General features: G+C 38.7%; 19 protein-coding genes and 1 riboswitch. Of the genes, 18 read left to right on the top strand and 1 reads right to left on the bottom strand.

The annotated features are described in order from the left end of the window. The first annotated feature begins 101 nt into the window (after window positions 1-101). From rimP to dapA, 18 genes are all read left to right on the top strand, one after another. Window positions 102-572: a ribosome maturation factor RimP gene (gene rimP / locus J2X07_RS05650; protein ID WP_310257454.1), complete on the top strand. Its 471-nt coding sequence runs from the start codon at window positions 102-104 to the stop codon at window positions 570-572. Window positions 573-590: 18 nt separating this feature from the next. Next, on the top strand, window positions 591-1,697 hold the full coding sequence (gene nusA, locus J2X07_RS05655; protein WP_310257455.1) for a transcription termination factor NusA: 1,107 nt from the start codon (window positions 591-593) through the stop codon (window positions 1,695-1,697). 20 nt (window positions 1,698-1,717) lie between these two features. Then, window positions 1,718-1,984: an RNase P modulator RnpM gene (gene rnpM, locus J2X07_RS05660; protein ID WP_310257456.1), complete on the top strand. Its 267-nt coding sequence runs from the start codon at window positions 1,718-1,720 to the stop codon at window positions 1,982-1,984. Beyond that, on the top strand, window positions 1,981-2,286 hold the full coding sequence (locus J2X07_RS05665) for a YlxQ family RNA-binding protein (RefSeq protein WP_310257457.1): 306 nt from the start codon (window positions 1,981-1,983) through the stop codon (window positions 2,284-2,286). The genes rnpM and J2X07_RS05665 overlap by 4 nt, the downstream gene beginning before the upstream one ends. Before the next feature lie 15 nt (window positions 2,287-2,301). Further along, window positions 2,302-4,596, top strand: a complete 2,295-nt coding sequence (gene infB, locus J2X07_RS05670; RefSeq protein WP_310257458.1) for a translation initiation factor IF-2 — start codon at window positions 2,302-2,304, stop codon at window positions 4,594-4,596. Continuing rightward, window positions 4,593-4,871 (top strand): DUF503 domain-containing protein, encoded by a 279-nt coding sequence (locus J2X07_RS05675; RefSeq protein ID WP_310257459.1) that lies wholly within the window; start codon window positions 4,593-4,595, stop codon window positions 4,869-4,871. The genes infB and J2X07_RS05675 overlap by 4 nt, the downstream gene beginning before the upstream one ends. A gap of 32 nt (window positions 4,872-4,903) precedes the next feature. Continuing rightward, complete coding sequence (rbfA, locus tag J2X07_RS05680; protein ID WP_310257460.1) at window positions 4,904-5,296, top strand: 30S ribosome-binding factor RbfA; 393 nt, start codon at window positions 4,904-4,906, stop codon at window positions 5,294-5,296. 239 nt (window positions 5,297-5,535) lie between these two features. Then, the gene (gene truB / locus J2X07_RS05685) at window positions 5,536-6,447 is read left to right on the top strand and encodes a tRNA pseudouridine(55) synthase TruB (RefSeq protein WP_310257461.1); all 912 of its coding nucleotides are present in this window, start codon (window positions 5,536-5,538) and stop codon (window positions 6,445-6,447) included. A gap of 24 nt (window positions 6,448-6,471) precedes the next feature. After that, window positions 6,472-7,413: a riboflavin biosynthesis protein RibF gene (gene ribF, locus J2X07_RS05690; protein WP_310257462.1), complete on the top strand. Its 942-nt coding sequence runs from the start codon at window positions 6,472-6,474 to the stop codon at window positions 7,411-7,413. Between the two features lie 138 nt (window positions 7,414-7,551). Beyond that, window positions 7,552-7,821 carry a 30S ribosomal protein S15 gene (rpsO, locus tag J2X07_RS05695; protein ID WP_310257463.1) on the top strand — a complete coding sequence of 90 codons (270 nt, stop codon included), beginning with the start codon at window positions 7,552-7,554 and terminating at the stop codon, window positions 7,819-7,821. A gap of 182 nt (window positions 7,822-8,003) precedes the next feature. Continuing rightward, on the top strand, window positions 8,004-10,118 hold the full coding sequence (gene pnp / locus J2X07_RS05700; protein ID WP_310257464.1) for a polyribonucleotide nucleotidyltransferase: 2,115 nt from the start codon (window positions 8,004-8,006) through the stop codon (window positions 10,116-10,118). A 282-nt stretch (window positions 10,119-10,400) separates the two neighbouring features. Next, window positions 10,401-11,375, top strand: a complete 975-nt coding sequence (locus J2X07_RS05705; RefSeq protein ID WP_310257465.1) for a polysaccharide deacetylase family protein — start codon at window positions 10,401-10,403, stop codon at window positions 11,373-11,375. 80 nt (window positions 11,376-11,455) lie between these two features. Further along, a complete protein-coding gene (locus J2X07_RS05710) occupies window positions 11,456-12,697 on the top strand; it encodes a M16 family metallopeptidase (protein WP_310257466.1) in 1,242 nt (413 codons plus the stop codon). 619 nt (window positions 12,698-13,316) lie between these two features. Further along, window positions 13,317-14,210: a dipicolinic acid synthetase subunit A gene (gene dpaA, locus J2X07_RS05715; protein ID WP_310257467.1), complete on the top strand. Its 894-nt coding sequence runs from the start codon at window positions 13,317-13,319 to the stop codon at window positions 14,208-14,210. 6 nt (window positions 14,211-14,216) lie between these two features. Then, complete coding sequence (dpaB, locus tag J2X07_RS05720; RefSeq protein WP_310257468.1) at window positions 14,217-14,804, top strand: dipicolinate synthase subunit B; 588 nt, start codon at window positions 14,217-14,219, stop codon at window positions 14,802-14,804. Window positions 14,805-14,945: 141 nt separating this feature from the next. After that, window positions 14,946-15,989, top strand: coding sequence for an aspartate-semialdehyde dehydrogenase (gene asd, locus J2X07_RS05725; RefSeq protein ID WP_310257469.1), 1,044 nt, complete (start codon window positions 14,946-14,948; stop codon window positions 15,987-15,989). A 21-nt stretch (window positions 15,990-16,010) separates the two neighbouring features. Then, window positions 16,011-17,273: an aspartate kinase gene (gene dapG, locus J2X07_RS05730; RefSeq protein WP_310257470.1), complete on the top strand. Its 1,263-nt coding sequence runs from the start codon at window positions 16,011-16,013 to the stop codon at window positions 17,271-17,273. Between the two features lie 17 nt (window positions 17,274-17,290). Continuing rightward, entirely contained in the window at window positions 17,291-18,169 is an 879-nt protein-coding gene (dapA, locus tag J2X07_RS05735) for a 4-hydroxy-tetrahydrodipicolinate synthase (protein WP_310257471.1), read from the top strand. 253 nt (window positions 18,170-18,422) lie between these two features. Here the strand turns inward: dapA and J2X07_RS05740 are convergent, their stop codons facing one another. After that, window positions 18,423-20,246, bottom strand: a complete 1,824-nt coding sequence (locus J2X07_RS05740; protein ID WP_310257472.1) for an APC family permease — start codon at window positions 20,244-20,246, stop codon at window positions 18,423-18,425. Window positions 20,247-20,396: 150 nt separating this feature from the next. Further along, window positions 20,397-20,546, bottom strand: a riboswitch (cyclic di-AMP (ydaO/yuaA leader). Window positions 20,547-20,643 lie beyond the last annotated feature (97 nt).

Raw genomic sequence — 20,643 nt, forward strand, 5'->3', positions numbered from 1 at the left:
ATTTTTGGAAATACTGTTGGATGAATAATTGTCGGCGAAAGAGTGGGGATTCCCCGCTCTTTCGTTACGTTTAAAGGTCATTCAGTAAAAGGAGGGCAGCTATGAGTCAAAAGATTACGGAGCTCACAACCGAGCTTGTAACTCCCATCGTTGATAAACTAGGATTAGAACTAGTTGATGTAGAATTTATTAAAGAGGGTAAAAACTGGTTCCTGCGTGTTTTTATTGATTCCCCGGGTGGAATTGATATAGAAGAATGCGGAACGGTAAGTGAACAGTTGAGTGAAAAGTTAGATGAACTGGATCCGATTGAACAGCCCTACTTTTTAGAGGTTTCTTCTCCAGGTGTGGAAAGACCGCTCAAAAAGCCTGAAGATTTGAAAAATGCGATTGGCAAGAACGTGAATATTAAGTTATACGAGCCAATAAACGGTGAAAAGGTCTATGAGGGAATCTTAAAAGATTTTGACGGAGAAACGCTGTTTATGGAAATTAAAGTAAAAACGCAAGTTAAAAAGGTAGAATTGCCTTATCCAAAAGTGGCAAATGCCCGTCTTGCGGTTGTTTTTTAAGAAGAGGGGAGTATAAAAATGAGTACCGAGCTGTTGGATGCACTTACATTATTAGAAAAAGAAAAAGGGATTAGTAAAGATGTTATCATTGAAGCGATTGAAGCGGCTTTGATTTCAGCTTATAAGCGAAACTTTCATCAAGCGCAAAATGTACGTGTAGATTTTAACCGTGATACGGGAAGCATTCGTGTTTTTTCCAGGAAGACAGTTGTTGAAGAAGTGCTGGACGATCGCCAAGAGGTTTCAGTTGCAGAAGCACAAGCTATTAATCCTGGATACGAACTTGACGATATTGTAGAAGAAGAAGTAACACCTAAAGATTTTGGGCGCATTGCAGCTCAAACTGCTAAACAAGTTGTAACACAGCGCGTTCGTGAAGCTGAGAGAGGTATAATCTTTTCAGAATTTATTGACCGCGAAGAAGATATTATTACAGGTATCGTTCAGCGTCAAGACCATCGTTATATTTACGTAAGTCTTGGACGTGTTGAAGCATTGCTGCCTGCTGCAGAACAAATGCCTGGAGAAACACACACAACAAACGACCGTATTAAAGTATACATCACGAAAGTTGAAAAAACGACAAAAGGGCCGCAGATTCTTGTATCCCGTACTCATCCTGGTCTTTTAAAGCGATTGTTTGAGCTTGAGGTTCCGGAAATTTATGACGGAACTGTAGAGATTAAGTCTATAGCTCGTGAAGCTGGGGACAGATCAAAGCTAGCTGTATTTGCAGCAGACCCTGAAGTAGATCCTGTTGGATCATGTGTCGGCCAAAAAGGTGCGCGTGTACAAACAATCGTCAATGAATTGAATGGCGAAAAGATCGACATCGTACGCTGGAGTGAAGATCCAGTCGTTTATGTTGCTAATTCTTTAAGCCCTGCTAAAGTACTGGAAGTTCAAGTGAACGAAGAAGATAAAATGACAACGGTCATTGTTCCCGATTACCAGCTTTCACTGGCGATTGGTAAACGTGGCCAAAATGCCCGTCTTGCAGCGAAGCTAACGGGTTGGAAGATTGATATTAAAAGTGAGTCTGAAGCAATTGAGTCAGGAGTCTATGACCCATCTAATGCCCAGAACGATGCTTTAATGGATTCTTCTCTAGAGGATGAAGAGTAAGAGAAGGCGAGGTTGAGACTATGAAAACCCGCAAAATTCCAATGAGAAAATGTGTAGCCTGTCAAGAAATGAAGGCGAAAAAAGAACTGACACGTATCGTTCGTACACCTGAAGGGGAGGTCGCAGTCGATCTATCCGGAAAAAAATCCGGACGCGGTGCCTATCTTTGTCATGAGGCTTCGTGTATTGAGTCTGCCCAAAAGAAAAAAGTTCTTGAATCACACTTAAAAACTAAGATTCCAGCAGAAGTTTTTGAGCAGCTTCAAAAAGGAAGTAAAACATCTTGAAAACGTCTAAATGGGAAAATCTTCTTGGATTGGCAGCACGGGCAGGAAAAGTAATTTCCGGTGAAGAGCTGGTGGTGAAGAGCATTCAAAAACAAAACGCTAAAATCGTTTTGTTATCAAAGGATGCTTCAGACAATACAAAGAAAAAAGTTACGGATAAATGTCTTTTTTATAACATCGATATCGTTTGGATAGATGATCGCTCTGTTTTAGGCAAAGCGATCGGAAAAGAGCAGCGAGTTGTCGTTGCTGTAAATGATCAAGGATTTTCAAAGCGTCTAAAAGAACTTCTTGATCACTAACACGGGGGTGAACATATGAGTAAAATACGCGTATACGAATATGCGAAACAAAAAAATGTTCAAAGTAAAGACATAATTGAAAAGCTTAAAACAATGGATGTCCATGTAGCGAATCATATGTCAATGATTGATCAGGCTGCATTGAAAAAGCTGGATGAAGCATATAAACCAAAGGCTTCAAAAGAACAATCAGCAAAACCTATGAATCAAAACCAACCTCCTAGAACAGATAAGAAGACAACTAACACTGGTTTAGACACCAAATCTACTAAAAAGGAAGTTCAAAAAGAGAATAATATGAAAATTAAAAAAGAGACAAATACAAGTAATACTACACAGCCAAAGGGTCCCCAAAAAGGGGCAAAGCCAAGTAATACAAACAGCCAAAATGCATCTAAAAACAACAGCTCTAAAAACAGCAGCAATAACAACAACAGAAATCAAGGCAACAACAGAAATAACAACAATAATAACAGAAATAACAACAATAACAGAAATAAACCAAATAGAGGCGGAGGCAGCGGACAGCCGGCTCCTCAAAAGAAAGTTCTTGAAACACCTAGCAAAATCACTTTCTCTGAATCACTTCAAGTTGGTGAATTAGCTAAGAAATTAAACAAAGAAACTTCTGAGATCATTAAAAAATTAATGGGACTTGGTATTATGGCAACAATCAACCAAGAACTAGATAAAGAAGCGATTGAGTTAATCGCTGCAGATTATGATGTAGAAGTGGAAGAAGAAATTATCATCGATGAAACTGAATTCGAAAATTATGAAGTAGTTGACGATGAAAAAGATATGCAAGTTCGTCCTCCTGTTGTAACAATCATGGGGCACGTTGACCATGGTAAAACAACATTACTAGATGCGATCCGCAACACAAAAGTAACGGCAGGCGAAGCTGGCGGAATCACTCAGCATATTGGTGCTTACCAAATTACGAATAATGGAAAAGTGATAACGTTCTTGGATACACCCGGCCATGCTGCATTTACAACTATGCGTGCTCGTGGTGCTCAAGTAACTGATATTACAATTCTTGTAGTAGCCGCTGATGATGGAGTTATGCCTCAAACAGTTGAAGCGATCAACCATGCTAAAGCTGCAGAAGTGCCAATCATCGTTGCCGTTAACAAAATGGATAAAGAAGCAGCAAACCCTGATCGGGTTATGCAAGAACTAACAGAACATGGACTAGTGTCTGAAGCTTGGGGCGGAGATACGATTTTCGTTAACGTATCTGCGATTAAAGGTGACGGAATCGACGACCTTCTTGAAATGATCAATCTTGTTTCAGAAGTGGAAGAATTAAAAGCCAACCCTAACCGTACAGCAATCGGGACAGTTATTGAAGCACAGCTTGATAAAGGCAGAGGTTCTGTAGCAACCCTTCTAGTTCAGTCTGGAACTTTAAAAGTTGGTGATCCGATTGTAGTAGGTCATACATTTGGACGCGTACGTGCGATGGTGAACGATTTAGGGCGCCGAGTAAAATCTGTTGGACCTTCAACTCCTGTAGAGATCACAGGTTTAAATGATGTACCTCAAGCTGGTGATCAGTTTATGGTGTTTGCAGACGAGAAGAAAGCACGCCAAGTTGGAGAATCACGTTCTAAGAAACAACAAGATGCACAGCGTAAAGAATCCTCTAAACTAAACCTTGACGATCTCTTTAATCAAATTAAAGAAGGCGATATTAAAGAGATTAATGTAATCATTAAAGGTGACGTTCAAGGTTCTGTTGAAGCACTTGCTGGATCACTTCAGAAAATTGATGTTGCAGGCGTGAAAGTAAAGATCATCCACTCTGGTGTAGGTGCGATCAACGAGTATGACATTATGCTTGCTTCTGCTTCAAATGCCATCGTTATCGGATTTAATGTGCGTCCAGATAATGGTGCAAAACGTACGGCTGATGCAGAAAAAGTAGATGTACGACTTCATAGAATTATATATAACGTTATTGAAGAGATTGAATCAGCAATGAAGGGCATGCTTGATCCTGAATACCAGGAAAAAGTTATCGGTCAAGTTGAAGTAAGAACAATCTTTAAAGTTTCTAAAGTGGGAACAATCGCTGGCTGTTATGTAACGGAAGGAAAGATCACACGTGATTCTACTGTGCGTTTAATCCGTGATGGTATTGTAAGTTACGAAGGCAAGATCGATGCACTGAAGAGATTTAAAGATGATGCGAAAGAAGTTTCCGCGGGTTACGAGTGCGGAATCACGCTTGAGAAGTTTAATGATATTAAAGAAGGCGATATTATTGAAGCCTACATCATGGAAGAAATTAAAGTAAAATGATCGGGCTATTAACGGTTGAGGTATTCATATATGATGCACAGTCGTTAAAAGATAAGCGTTCAGTTGTTCAAAAAGCGGTTAACAGACTTCGGCAGCGCCTAAATTTATCTGTTTCTGAAACGGACTTTCAGGATTTATGGCAGCGAGCCGAAATAAGTATGGTAACCGTTTCTTCGGACAAAATAATAGCAGAAAAAGAATTGCAAAAGGCACTTGCAATCATTACATCTATTACAGAGCTAGAAGTAACGAGTTCCCATGTAGAATGGCTGTGAATTGCCTCTGAAAGAAACGGGGTGTATTAAATATGAGCAAAATCCGTTCCAATCGTATCGGGGAACAGATGAAAAAAGAGCTTAGTGATATTATAGGCCGGAAAATCAAAGACCCCCGCGTTGGTTTTGTGACAGTTACGGCTGTCGATGTTACTGGTGATCTTCAGCAAGCAACTGTTTATGTTTCTGTATTTGGTGATAATGACCAAAAAGAACAAACATTGCGAAGTCTTGCAAAAGCCACTGGCTTTATAAGAACTGAAATCGGTAAACGAATTCGTATGCGTAAAACACCAGACATATTCTTTAAGTTTGATGAATCATTAAGCTACGGAAGCAAAATCGAAGGTTTATTATCTGATATTAAACAAAAGGATAATGAGGATAATGACAGCGAAGAAAACGAAGATTATCCGAATTCATAAAGCAGATATGGATAGGCAATTAAATTAATTGTCTATCCTTTTTGCTTGTTAGGACCTATGCGGCAAGTATAAGTAAAGAAAAGGCTTTTTTCGCGATTGTTGTTTTGAAAGCAGTTGATTTTCGTTTCAGGATGCTAGTACCTTACACTCTAATCCATTTTTTCATTTGAGGCAGTTAAAAAAATGCCCCTGAAGCAACAATCTTTTAGAAAAGAGCCATTGAAAAAGGAGAAATACCTATGACAGCAAGGCAAGGAATTTTAGCATTAAAAAAACCTGCCGGAATGACATCGCATGATTGTGTAGCTAAAATCAGACGAATCTTTTCTACAAAAAAAGTAGGACATACCGGAACACTGGATCCAGAAGTAACGGGTGTTTTGCCAATATGCATTGGACGAGCAACGAAAATTGCGGAATATATGTCCGATTACGGAAAAGAGTACATCGGTGAAGTGACACTTGGTTTCTCTACAGAGACTGAGGATGCACACGGTGAGAAAGTGGAAGAAAAAGAAGTTAATTCGAACATCAGCTTTCAAAAAATTAAAGAAATACTCCAATCGCTAACAGGTGAGATCGAACAAGTTCCCCCGATGTATTCTGCAGTGAAAGTTAATGGAAAGAAACTGTACGAGTATGCGAGAAAAGGTATTACCGTTGATCGGCCAAGCCGTAAAGTAACCATTTTTGAACTGGAATTACTAAATGATGAAAAGGAATTAAGTAGAGAAAAACCTGTGTTCTCCTTTCGAGTAAAATGTTCAAAGGGCACCTATGTGCGAACGCTTGCTGTTATGATTGGGGAAAAGCTAGGCTATCCGGCACACATGTCATCATTGATCAGAACATCATCTGGGCCTTTTAAGCTTAGTGAATGTGTTACTTTCGAGCAGCTTGAGAAAGCAGAAGTTCCATTGGATGAATTTTTATTCCCTCTTGAGACAGGAATCTCCCATTTTCCAAAATGGCAAGTGAATGAAGAGGTTGAAGCTCAAGTTAGAAATGGTTCTGTTTTAGAAAAGCCAAAAGAATTGGAACAAAGTCCATTTGGTGTTTATAATGAAGAAGGAAAATGTCTAGCCATCTATCAGTTTCATCCTTCGAAACCTGGTTTGATCAAACCAGAAAAAGTGTTAGCCATTGAATAATGTAACAGGTTAGTAGGTGAGTTTTTGGAAACAATCGTCATTAATCATCCACATCAATATCATCAAGAATCTTTAGCTCCGCTAATTTTGGCCCTTGGTTATTTTGATGGTATTCATATGGGGCATCAGCGTGTAATTGAAACTGCAGTCGAACTTGCGGAAAAAAATAACGCTTATCCCGCAGTCATGAGTTTTCATCCACACCCTTCAGTAGTATTAGGAAAAGCGGATGAAAGCTGGACATACCTTACACCACTTGATGAAAAGAAAAAAATTTTAAAAGGCCTTGGTGTAAAAAAATTCTTTATTGTTAAATTTGATCTTGATTTCGCTTCGCTTTCTACACAGGATTTTGTTGATCAATACATCGTCGGATTAAATGTAAAACATGTTGTAACCGGATTTGATTTTTCATATGGCAAATACGGAAAAGGAAACGTCCAGACGCTCACGGAAGAAGCAAATGGAAGATTCGGTCAAACGATTATTGAAAAAATTGAAAAAGAAGGAAAGAAAATCAGTTCGACACTGATTCGCCAATGCTTAAAAGAAGGATCTGTTGAGAGCATAGTCGCTTTTTTAGGCAGAAAATATTCATTAAATGGTACCGTTATCCATGGAGATAAAAGAGGCCGGACAATCGGATTTCCTACTGCGAATCTGCAAACGGATGATTATACACTTCCAAAAGTAGGTGTTTACGCAGTTGAAGCATATGTAGATCAAAAGAAGTATTACGCGATGGCAAATGTCGGGTTTAAACCAACCTTTAAAGATAATCAGCCTAAACCTTCTTTAGAAGTTCACATTTTCGGCTTTAACAACGAAATCTACGGGAAGACGGTAAGGATCAGCTGGCTAAAAAGAATAAGAGATGAAGTGAAATTTAGTTCCATCGATGAATTAATTAATCAGCTCGAAGATGATAAACGTAAAACCCTAGAAATTATCCAATCAATTGATTAAAAAAACTTGCAATAGACGATAAAAAGGTCTATGCTAATACTTGTACATTTTTAATGTGCAGATAACCATTGCTTGGCAAATCGAGTCACCGACGTTTGCTCGGTAATAGGTGTTTCTAAAACTAAGGAGGTGAAAAGGATGGCAATCTCTCAAGAGCGCAAAAATGAGCTTATTAGTGAGTATAAGGTACATGATACGGACACTGGATCTCCAGAAGTTCAAATCGCTATCCTTACTGAACAAATCAATGAGTTGAATGGTCACTTACGTACACACAAAAAAGATCATCACTCACGTCGTGGTCTATTGAAAATGGTTGGTAAGCGTCGTAACCTGTTAACGTACCTACGTAACAAAGACATCACGCGTTACCGCGAATTGATCGGAAGACTAGGATTACGTCGTTAATCCAACAAAAGCGGGAGTTAATCCCGCTTTTTTTATTGGTTTGTTTCCTTGCAAAAAATGCGAAATCAGCATAAGTTAGTAAATTCTTTGTAGTTTTTCTTTTTAGGAAGGACTACGTTAGGATATAATAGAACCATAATAAAACAGGATTTTTCTAAGTGTTGAGAGGAGTACCAAGTAAAATGGATCAACAAAAACGAACTTTTACTATGGACTGGGCGGGTAGAACGCTTACGTTCGAAATTGGAGAACTGGCAAAACAAGCAAATGGTGCAGTTATGGTTAGATATGGTGATACAGCGGTATTATCAACTGCTGTAGCTTCTAAACAGCCAAAAAATTTAAGTTTCTTTCCGTTAACAGTAAATTATGAAGAAAGATTATATGCGGTTGGTAAAATCCCGGGCGGATTTATTAAACGTGAAGGTCGTCCGAGTGAAAAGGCTGTTCTAGCAAGCCGTTTGATCGACAGACCGATTCGTCCTTTATTTGCAGATGGTTTCCGTAATGAAGTACAAGTGGTTAGCACGGTAATGAGTGTTGATCAAAACTGTTCTTCAGAAATGGCTGCAATGATCGGATCATCTCTTTCATTGTCCATTTCAGATATTCCATTTGAAGGACCAATCGCAGGGGTAACTGTTGGCCGTATTAACGGTGAATTTGTTATCAATCCAACTGTTGAACAAAATGAAAACAGTGACATTCATCTAATTGTTGCTGGTACGAAACATGCAATCAACATGGTAGAAGCCGGTGCAGAAGAAGTTTCTGAGGAAGCAATGCTTGAAGCAATCATGTTCGGACATGAGGAAATCAAGAAGTTAATCGCATTCCAAGAAGAGATTGTTGCAGAAATCGGTAAAGAAAAAATGGAAATTGTTCTGCATGAACTTGATAAAGATCTAGAGCAAGAAGTACGTGATTTTGTTGGTGACGATGTAAAAGAAGCAGTTAAAGTCATCGAAAAACATGCCCGTCAAGAAGCTCTTGATGCTGTAGGCGAAAACTTAAAATCACGCTATGAAGAAGATGAAGAAAAAGCAAGTGAAGCAAAAGAGATTCTACATAAACTGATCAAGGAAGAAGTTAGACGCTTAATCTTGAAAGAAAAAATTCGTCCAGATGGAAGAAAGACAGACGAAATTCGTAAACTTTCTTCAACAGTCGGTATTTTAGCAAGAACTCACGGTTCCGGTTTATTCACTCGTGGACAAACTCAAGCCTTAAGCATTTGTACATTAGGTGCACTAGGTGATGTTCAAGTACTTGATGGTCTTGGTGTAGAAGAATCTAAGCGTTTCATGCACCAATATAATTTCCCTCCGTTCAGTGTAGGTGAAACAGGATTTATGCGCGGACCAGGACGCCGTGAAATTGGTCACGGGGCATTAGGTGAACGTGCTTTAGAACAAGTCATTCCTAATGAAGAAGAATTCCCATACACCATTCGACTCGTTTCCGAAGTCTTAGAGTCTAATGGTTCAACATCCCAAGCAAGTATTTGTGCAAGTACTCTTGCATTAATGGATGCAGGTGTTCCGATCAAAGCACCGGTTGCGGGTATTGCAATGGGTCTTATCTCTGACGGTGAGGATGTAACGGTACTAACAGACATTCAAGGAATGGAAGACCATCTTGGAGATATGGACTTTAAGGTTGCTGGTACACCAAACGGTATTACAGCACTTCAAATGGACATAAAGATTTCTGGTATCAATCGTGAGATCCTTCAGGAAGCACTGACACAAGCGAAGGAAGGCCGTATGATTATATTAAAGTCTATGCTTTCAACGCTTTCAGAGTCACGTCAGCAGCTTTCAAAATATGCGCCGAAGATTTTAACGATGAAGATTAATCCTGATAAGATCCGTGATGTAATTGGGCCAAGTGGGAAAATCATTAATAAAATTATTGAAGAAACAGGCGTAAAGATCGATATCGAGCAAGATGGTACAATCTTTATCGCATCGACGGATGAGCCGATGAACAATAAGGCTAAAAAGATCATCGAAGATATCGTTAGAGAAGTCCAAGTAGGAGAATACTACATGGGTAAAGTAAAACGTATTGAGAAATTTGGTGCTTTTGTTGAATTGTTCAGCGGAAAAGATGGCTTAGTACACATTTCTGAGCTTGCTGAAGAGCGTGTAGGCAAAGTGGAAGATATTTTGAAGCTTGGTGATGAAATCCTTGTAAAAGTTATGGAGATCGATAACCAAGGACGTGTAAACTTATCACGTAAAGTTGTCTTAAAAGAAGAAAAAGCAAAAAATGAAGAACAACAAAAAGCTTAATAAAATAAATTAAATAGAATCGACCCAAAAAGGTACAATCATTACTCCTTTTGGGTCTTTTTTGCGTTATACCAACTAAGCTTCTTTAGCTAATAATGGATCATCCAACGAATTTTAACGATAATCCAACGAGTATTTTTCAAATATCCCCGAACTTACAAAAACAGACAAAATTCTACATAACTCTTTCACCCATCACATCATTTAATATAAGCAACATGTCCTTTCTAGCGTTCTAACCTGTCCTAAACGTACATACGCTGATACAGGGAGGGGAAGATCGTGAAAAAATCAATTCTTAACTGGTCAATTATCGTATTAATGCTTACCGCTGTAGGATTGACAGTGCATAATCCATTTACGAGTACGTATATTGAGAGTATTAAAGCTCAAACGACAGCCGTTTCAAAAATGGAATCTAATTCGATTTACAATCAGATCAAACAAAAAGCAAAAGAATACAATAGACCACCGCAGAATGCGCAGATCGATCCTGTTTGGAAAGCCACTCCCGGTTATAATGGACTTGTTGTAGATATGGATGAATCCTTCAAAGCAATGAAGAAAGAGAATGAATTTGATGAAAAGAAATTAGTAGTGAAACAAATTGAGCCAACCGTTCATTTAGATAATTTACCGGCTTCGCCTATTTATAGGGGTAATCCAGAAAAACCGATGGTTACATTGCTTGTCAATGTTGCTTGGGGGAATGAATATTTACCCGGCATGCTGCAGACGATGAAAAAATATAATGTAAAATCTACTTTTTTCTTAGATGGTTCTTGGGTGAAAAAAAATCCATCCCTTGCCAAAATGATTAGGGAAGAAGGGCATGAAATCGGAAATCATGCGTACTCACATCCTGATTTAAAAAAGATGACAAATGCCAGAATTACTGAAGAACTCAAGCAAACAAACGAAGTGATCAATGCTACGCTGGATTTAACGCCAAAATGGTTTGCCCCCCCAAGCGGAAGCTATCGGAATGATGTTGTACAGATCGCAAATGAATTAGGTATGAAAACGATCCTATGGTCTGTTGACACAGTTGATTGGCGTAATCCTGATCCAAAGGTAATGACTCAGAAAGTATTAAGCAAAGTACATCCAGGGGCAATGGTTTTAATGCATCCTACAAAATCTTCTGCTGCTGGACTTGAAGAAATCATTAAAGGAATAAAGGAAAAAGGTTATAGTATCGGCACAGTATCCAGTTTAATGGATGAAAAAAGGTTGTTGCCTAAATCGGTGAAGTAAAGTTGTACAGGAGATTAGGAAATGGTATATTGTTCCTATGATGATTCGATGGTACATCTGACAGCTAGGAGGAAACAAATTTGATTATTAGGCATACGTGTTCGAACGGCGTTAGAGTCGTTTTGGAAAATATTCCAACCGTCCGATCTGTAGCGATCGGTGTCTGGATTGGAACTGGTTCAAGATTTGAAAATACAAAGAATAACGGTATATCTCACTTTTTGGAGCACATGTTCTTTAAGGGTACAAAAACAAGAACAGCAAGGGAGATTGCTGAATCATTCGATAGCATAGGCGGGCAAGTAAATGCTTTTACTTCTAAGGAATATACTTGCTATTATGCGAAAGTTTTGGACACACATGCACCTTATGCACTTGAGGTGCTTGCAGATATGTTCTTTAACTCCACGTTTGACGAAAACGAACTTTTAAAAGAAAAAAATGTAGTTCTTGAAGAAATTAAAATGTATGAAGATACGCCAGATGATATCGTACACGATATGCTCAGCCGTGCAAGCTTCCAAAATCATGAACTAGGTTTTCCGATTTTAGGTACAGAGGCAACACTTAACTCTTTTACAGGGAATACGCTGCGTGAGTATATGGATAATCATTATGTTCCTGAAGAAGTAGTTGTTTCGATAGCAGGTAATATTGATGAAAGTTTTATTCATAAAGTAGAAGAATGGTTCGGAAACTACAAAAATAGTTCAATTTCAAAAACCGAAATACATGCTCCTGTTTTTCACGCAGAAAAGCTTTCCCGTAAAAAAGAAACAGAACAAGCCCATCTTTGTTTAGGTTATCCTGGGTTATCTTTAAAGGATAAAAGAAGCTATAGCTTAATCATTTTAAATAATATTTTTGGATCAAGTATGTCCAGCCGGTTGTTCCAAGAAGTTAGGGAACAACGAGGGCTTGCCTACTCTGTATTTTCTTATCACTCTGCTTTTGTAGACAATGGAATCTTTACAATCTATGGAGGAACAGCTCCTCAGCAGCTTGATGAGCTTTATGAAACGATAACGAATATTGTTGAGGATCTTAACGAAAACGGCATTACAGATAAAGAATTGAAGAATTCTAAAGAACAGATAAAAGGGAACTTAATGCTTAGTCTGGAAAGCACAAACAGCAGAATGAGCCGTAACGGTAAACACGAGCTTATATTAGGCTACCACCGCAGTTTAGATGATATGGTTGAGTCAATTGATAAAGTGACAAAAGAACAAGTGAACGAGCTGATACAATCCATATTTTCAGAAAGCTGTTCAGCCTCTCTTGTTAGTCCGCAAGGTGAGCTGCCAAAAGGACTAGAATAAAATACTCATTTGAAATCCGGGGGAGTAATCCCCGGATTTTTTATTTTCGCTTTTTCTAAAAGCTGTTCTGTTCTCTATAAGATAGATCTTATTATTGTCTTCTTTGATAGGTGATTAGAGTGGAAGGTTTTGAGACTCCTCAAAAATAAATCACATTTTCTTCATGGAATATTACACTGCAGTAGCATCCCTTGTTCTTCGGGAGGAGTGAGGCAGACGAAAAGCAGAGAAGGCTCTTTCTAAAAGATTGTTGCTATTTAAGAGATTTATTGAGTAGTTCTTCATTGTAAAGTTAATTGGAGCGATGGTGGCAAGACTCCTACGCCGCCTGCCCCCCCCCCCCGCGGAAAGCGAGCAACCTGGAACTGAAATCAGCTACTTTCAAACGCAACATTGAAAAATAGGCGATAAAGCTTTCTGTTACCCCAAACATGAATATCATACCTGAATATAATGAAGATGATTGATAATTGACTTAATAATTACTGATAAAAAGTTATATGAAAGGCCGTTGTATTAGTGAGGTTTTGAGTAACCATATAGGCGGGGCGTTCATAATATGATGAACGTGGATGGCAATCCCCTGCATTAACGGAACAACGGAGAAAGGGGAGAAAGAATGTTAACAGATTTGCACATCGCTGTCATCGGCGGCGATGCAAGACAGTTGGAAGTTATTCGTAAATTAACTGAATTAAATGCAATACTCACTCTTATTGGCTATGACCAGCTGGACCACGGATTTACTGGGGCTTCTAAAATGGATATAGATGAAGTTGATTTTTCAAAATTAGATAGCATTATTTTACCGGTAAGTGGTACTGGACCGCAGGGGGAAATCGATACTATTTTTTCAAATCGGCAAATCGTTCTAACGGAAGAGCAATTAAAGAAAACAAAAAGTCATTGCCAAATTTTTTCGGGGATAAGCAATGCATACTTGAACACAATCGTTAAAAACAGTGATCGGAAGCATACGAAGCTTTTTGAACGAGATGATGTAGCTATTTATAACAGTATTCCTACTGTTGAAGGCACGATCATGATGGTTATTCAGCACACAGACATAACGATTCATCAGTCCAACACAGTTGTACTCGGTTTTGGCCGGGTGGGGATGAGTGTAGCTAGAACATTTCAGGCGCTAGGGGCAAATGTGAAGGTAGGGGCAAGGAAGTCTGAACATATTGCAAGGATTACTGAAATGGGTATGGTGCCCTTTCATTTAGATGATCTAAAGACTGAAGTGCTTGATACAGATGTTTGCATTAATACAATTCCTACACAAATTGTAACGGCTGAGGTGATTTCTAAATTCCCATCTCATACTTTAATTGTCGACCTTGCATCAAAACCAGGGGGAACAGACTTCAAATATGCAGAAAAAAGGGGAATAAAAGCTCTGCTAGCCCCGGGATTACCTGGGATTGTTGCACCAAAAACAGCAGGAAAAATTGTTGCAAATGTACTTTCGCAATTATTAATTAATGAATTTGTTAAGCGGAAGGGGTAGTTTCATATGGAGGTTAAAGGTAAACATATAGGTTTCGGTCTAACCGGATCTCATTGTACGTATGACGCTGTTTTTCCAGAAATAAAAAAACTTGTAGATCTAGGTGCAAAAGTGACACCTTTTTTTACTCATACGGTACAAAATACGACAACCAGATTTGGTGTAGGTGCAGAATGGATCGATCGCATTAAAGAGGTTACAGGAAATGAACCAGTTGATTCCATTGTGAAAGCTGAGCCATTCGGACCACGGACACCTTTGGATTGTATGGTCATTGCACCCCTTACAGGAAACTCCATTAGCAAATTTGCGAATGCTATGACAGATTCACCTGTACTTATGGGAGCAAAAGCTACTTTAAGAAATCAAAAGCCAGTTGTATTAGGAATTTCAACAAATGATGGATTAGGGTTGAATGGCGTAAATATAATGAGATTAATGGCTACGAAAAATATTTATTTTATCCCATTCGGCCAGGATGACCCTGTATTGAAACAAAATTCGCTCGTCGCACACATGGATACTTTAGTAGATACAATCGAACATGCACTTGAAGGAAGGCAATTTCAGCCTGTTCTAAGGGTTACAAAATAATACAACAGAAAAAACGTTCATAGAACCCAAGTTTATGATAAAATATGATAAATTATATGGGTATACAAGGAGAAACAAGAATTTCGTGTTTCTCCTTCTGTTGTAGCTTGCTAACCTAATTGTATAAAGGAGTTTTATGAAATGAGCCAAAAAACATATCATGTAGCCGTAGTAGGAGCAACTGGTGCAGTTGGGCAGCAGATGTTGAATACATTAAAAGAAAAGAATTTCCCTGTTGGGAAATTATCACTTCTTGCCAGTAAAAGATCTGCCGGACAGGTCATTGCATATAATGGAGAAAATTATACGATTCAAGAGGCAGCACCAGAAGCTTTTGAAGGTGTAGATCTTGCCCTTTTCTCGGCAGGCGGATCTGTCTCTAAAGAACTAGCACATGAAGCAGTAAAAAGGGGGGCAATTGTTGTAGATAACACGAGTGCTTTCCGAATGGATCCTAACGTACCCCTCGTTGTACCTGAAGTGAATGAACATGATTTAAAGAATCATAACGGGATTATTGCGAATCCGAATTGTTCTACGATTCAAATGGTTGTGGCTTTAAAACCGCTGCATGAAAAATATGGGTTGAAAAAAGTGATTGTTTCAACGTACCAAGCTGTTTCTGGGGCTGGTGCAAAAGCCGTTCAAGAACTTAAAGAACAGACTCAATCGATATTAAAGGATGAAGCATTCGAGCCTTCCATTATGCCATGTGCTTCTGATAAAAAACATTATCAGATCGCATTTAATGCTGTTCCGCAAATTGATAAATTTCAGGATAACGGTTATACGTTTGAAGAACTGAAGATGATGAATGAAACAAAGAAAATTATGCATCTGGAAAATTTAGAAATTGCTGCAACTTGTGTCAGATTGCCAGTGGAAACAGGTCACTCTGAGTCTGTTTACGCTGAATTTGAAAAAGGAACACCTTCAGTTCAGGATATCAAGGAATTGCTGAAAACAGCTGAAGGGGTAACTTTGCAAGATGTACCTGAAGAACAAATTTATCCGATGCCAGCATTGGCTGCCGGACTGCCAGATGTGTTTGTTGGCAGAATCCGCAAAGATCTAGACCGTGAAAATGCTATTCATATGTGGGTGGTTTCTGATAACCTATTAAAAGGTGCTGCTTATAACTCTGTACAAATTGCCGAAAGCTTAATCAAGCTCGGTTTGCTTTAATTTCATAAAGAAGGTGCATCCATGAAAATAATTGTTCAAAAGTTCGGAGGAACCTCTTTAAAAGAAATTGACGGACGTTCTCAAGCAGTCCGTCATATCCAAAAAGCGGTTGATGAAGGGTATAAAGTAGTCTGTGTCGTATCTGCGATGGGTAGAAACGGAGATCCATATGCAACAGATACACTGTTAGGATTACTTGGAGAAAGTAATAAAATATCAAATCGGGAACAAGATCTTCTTTTATCATGCGGTGAAATTATTTCTTCCGTTGTGTTCTCAGGACTTCTTAATGCTTCAGGATTATCTGCTGCTGCATTAACAGGGCCACAAGCTGGTTTTCGAACAAATGATGATTTTACAAATGCCAGAATTATCGATATGAAGTGTGAACGGATTAAATCAGAACTGCAAAATAACGATGTCGTTATAGTAGCGGGATTTCAAGGGCAATCAAAAAATGGAGATATAGCAACACTTGGAAGAGGGGGCAGCGACACTTCAGCTTCAGCGCTTGGTGCTGCTCTTGAAGCAGAGTTTATCGACATTTTTACAGACGTAGAAGGTGTTATGACTGCTGACCCAAGACTTGTTAAAAATGCAAGACCGCTTTCTGTCGTAACGTATGCTGAAATTTGTAATATGGCCTACCAAGGAGCCAAGGTTATACACCCAAGAGCGGTTGAGATTGCGATGCAAGCGAAAATACCGCTTCGAATCCGCTCCACGTATTCCGATTTGCCTGGCACACTCGTTACATCCGCTTTAAAAGGCCCTGCTGGAAAAGATGTACAGGAATCGATTATCACTGGTATTGCTCATGTTTCAAATATCACACAAATTAAAGTATATGCAAACGATGGCCAGTATGACCTTCAGACAAAAGTGTTTAAAGCGATGGCACAAGAACAGATTTCAGTCGATTTTATTAACATCAGTCCTAAAGGCGTTGTTTATACAATAATGGAAGATAAAACAGATCAGGCTTTGGCTAAATTAACAGAGCTTGGATATGAACCTAAAGTTGAAAGAAATTGTGCGAAAGTTTCAGCTGTTGGTGCAGGAATTGCAGGTACTCCAGGTGTTACAGCGGCAATTGTTGAATCGCTGTCCAGCAGAAATATTCAAATTCTTCAATCTGCAGACTCTCATACTACGATCTGGGTTCTCGTTAAAAAAGAAGATTTAATTGAGTCAGTTAACGCTCTTCACACAACTTTCCGTTTAAATGAAGAAGGAATTACGGCTAATTTGCAAGAAATTGTACAACAACAGTTTAATGAGTAGTAGAGGAGTGGACCCAAATGAATTTCGGAAGTATTAGCACCGCAATGGTAACTCCCTTTGACAGTAAAGGGAATGTGGATTTCTCAAAAACCACAAAATTAATCAATCATCTAATCGATAATGGCAGTGATAGTCTTGTCGTTTCAGGAACGACAGGCGAATCACCTACTTTAACAACAGAAGAAAAGTTAGCCTTATTTAAACATGTGGTGAAGATTGTTGCCGGCAGAGTTCCTGTAATTGCGGGTACAGGAAGCAATAATACAAAAGCCTCGATCGATTTATCAAAAAAAGCAGAAGAAATTGGTGTTGACGCTCTTTTGATCGTAGCTCCATACTATAACAAACCAAGTCAAGATGGCATTATAGCTCATTATAAGGCGATTGCTGAAGCCGTTCGTATTCCGATTATGGCATATAACGTACCAGGAAGAACGGTTGTCTCGATCTCAGCGGAAACGGCTGTACGTCTTTCGGAAATACCAAATGTTACAGCATTAAAAGATGCAGGCGGAAATTTAGATGTCATGAGTGAGATCATTGAAAAAACTTCAGATGATTTCCTAGTATATAGTGGAGATGATAGCTTAACTCTTCCGTCACTTTCAGTGGGCAGTGCAGGAATCGTCTCTGTTGCATCACACGTAATTGGGAATGAGATGCAGGCGATGATTCAAGCCTTTAAAAGAGGAGAGAATAAAGAAGCTGCAGCTCTTCACCGTAAGCTATTACCGGTCATGAATGAGATGTTTAAGGCTCCAAGTCCAGGACCTGTTAAAACGGCTCTTCAATTAAAAGGTCTCGATGTGGGAAGTGTAAGACTTCCATTGTTGCCTTTGAATCAAGCAGAGCGCAGTTCCCTAGTAGCTGCATTATCAACATTAACAAATGTATAAACAAGAAAAGGAGCCCGATAAGAGGCTCCTTTTCTTTATTTTTGGCTGTTTTCTATAAGAATGTAGCTTTTAATCTTATTTTTTTGTCTTCTTTGACGGTTGATTGAAGAGCAAGGTGTGAGACTCCTGCTAGACAGGTGAGACAATTATAAGTTGAACGTACGAATGTGGCTCCCCGTCTGCCCCGCGGAAATCGAGCAACCTGGAACGGAAATCAACTACTTTAAAAGCAACAAAGTTTAAGATAAAAGCCTTATTTTTTAAATCGGAATGGAATGGTTGCTACTGCCACATTTCTTTTATATAGTAGATAGGCACGGATTAATAGACTCGATTGATTGTGAAGCAGGTTATGCCAGCTCTTTTTCGTGATAAATTGTGGAATAAGAACCGTAACCTGGTAATTTGCTTCCCTTGCTTTATGTTCGATGGTATCGATAAATTTAGTCAATGGTGTAATAAGACTTCGATAGTGAGAGTGAAGCGTGACTAATCGTACTTCTGGCTGCCACTTTTCCCATTTTTCCTCAAATGCTTTTTCTTCTTCTCGATCGAAAGAAACATAAACTGCAATAACTTGATCGGATAGTGAAGTCGCGTAGTTTATAGAATTCTCTACAACTTTTGTTATTCCAGCAACAGGTACGACAAATACGTTGCCTTCAATCTTAATGGCTTCGTGATCTTGTTTTAGCCTAAGCTGTTCTCCAACATCCATATAATGATTTTTTATTCTATGGAAAATGTATACCATCGCCGGAACAAAAATAAAGACAGACCAAATCTGTTCAAACTTTGTGATGATAAGAATCAATAAAACAATAAATGTAATGATAGCACCAATTAAATTAGTAATGAGTTTTGGCAGCCATCCCTTAGGTTTTTCACGGAACCATTTTAAAATCATTCCCGTTTGAGACAGGGTAAAAGGAATAAATACGCCGACTGCATATAAAGGGATTAAATGTTCAGTGTGTGCACGGAATATGATAATTAACAAAATAGATGCAAATCCTAATGTCAGGATGCCATTTGAATAGCCTAGCCGATCTCCACGAATCATGAAAATCCGAGAGAAATACTTATCTTTTGCTAAGTTGCAAGCTAGTAGAGGAAAGGCAGAGAACCCTGTGTTAGCGGCTAAAACTAGAATTAAAGCAGTTGTGGCTTGTATGAAATAATACATAAAGTTACGTCCAAATGTTTGTGCAGCGATTTGGGAAACCACTGTTTCTGTTTCACTTGGTGATATTCCATAAGAATAAGCTAAGTAAGTGATGCCAGTAAATAATACAGCTAATAAAGCTCCCATTAACATCAGCGTTTTTGCAGCATTGTTAGGACCAGGATCCTTGAAGTTAGGTATAGCGTTTGAAATGGCCTCTACGCCAGTTAATGCAGAACAGCCTGAAGCAAATGCCCGAAGTAAAATGAATAAAGTAATTCCATGAACGGGTGTTCCAATTTCAGCATTAACAGCAGGAGGTGTCTCACCTGTAATGATGTTATAAAGACCAACTAATATGAGTAAAGTTAAAGCGATGACAAACAGATATACTGGATAGGCAAGTATGGAAGCACTTTCCGTAAGTCCTCTTAAATTTAAGATTGTGATCATTAAAACGAAAATGACTGCAATAAGCACAGTGTGTTCATGGAGTATTGGGAATGCAGATGTAATGGCGTCAGTACCCGCTGATACACTTACTGCGACGGTAAGAATATAATCAACGAGTAATGACCCGCCTGCTATTAATCCTGCGTTTTCACCTAAGTTTTCTCTTGAAACAACGTATGCACCACCGCCATTAGGGTAAGAAAAAATAATTTGCCGATAAGATAAAATAAGTGCAGCGAGTAAAAATAATACACCTATCGCAATAGGAAGCGAATACCAGAATGCAGCTGTACTTACAGTTACGAGGACTAATAATATTTGTTCTGTTCCATAGGCAACAGAAGATAGTGCATCCGAAGAGAGAATCGCTAACGCTTTTCGTTTGTTCAGTTTTTGATCTCCAAGATCCGTTGATTTAAGCGGTCTGCCAATTAAAAACCGCTTGAAAGTTGATAACATAATGACACCTTCTCAATAGTATGGTTTTAAATTTTTTTTACAATTGTGTTACAGGAAGTGTTTTGACCATTAGGTTTTTAGCGGGAAACATGTACAATAACAGCAAAAAAAGACCACATCAAAATGAGGGTCTTTTTCTTAAGTGAAAAATGACCTTCTGTACAACGCTTACGAGGTTAGCTGACGGATTAGGGACTGCAGTATCCCTTCAAAATAAGCATTTTGATTCACCCCGGGCATCGAAAAAGCAGATGCAGATTGGTTCCCCCGTTTCGGAATTGAATTCAGCGATTTAAGGCATTATATTCATTTGATGTACTTAATTTAGTCCGTGGCAATTAAGTTGTCAATACTATTTTTGTATGAATTAACAATTTAATTTTTCTGAATCTTCAAA

Origin of the sequence: Fictibacillus barbaricus, from assembly GCF_031457135.1 — a bacterium.
Lineage (GTDB): Bacteria > Bacillota > Bacilli > Bacillales > Fictibacillaceae > Fictibacillus > Fictibacillus barbaricus_A.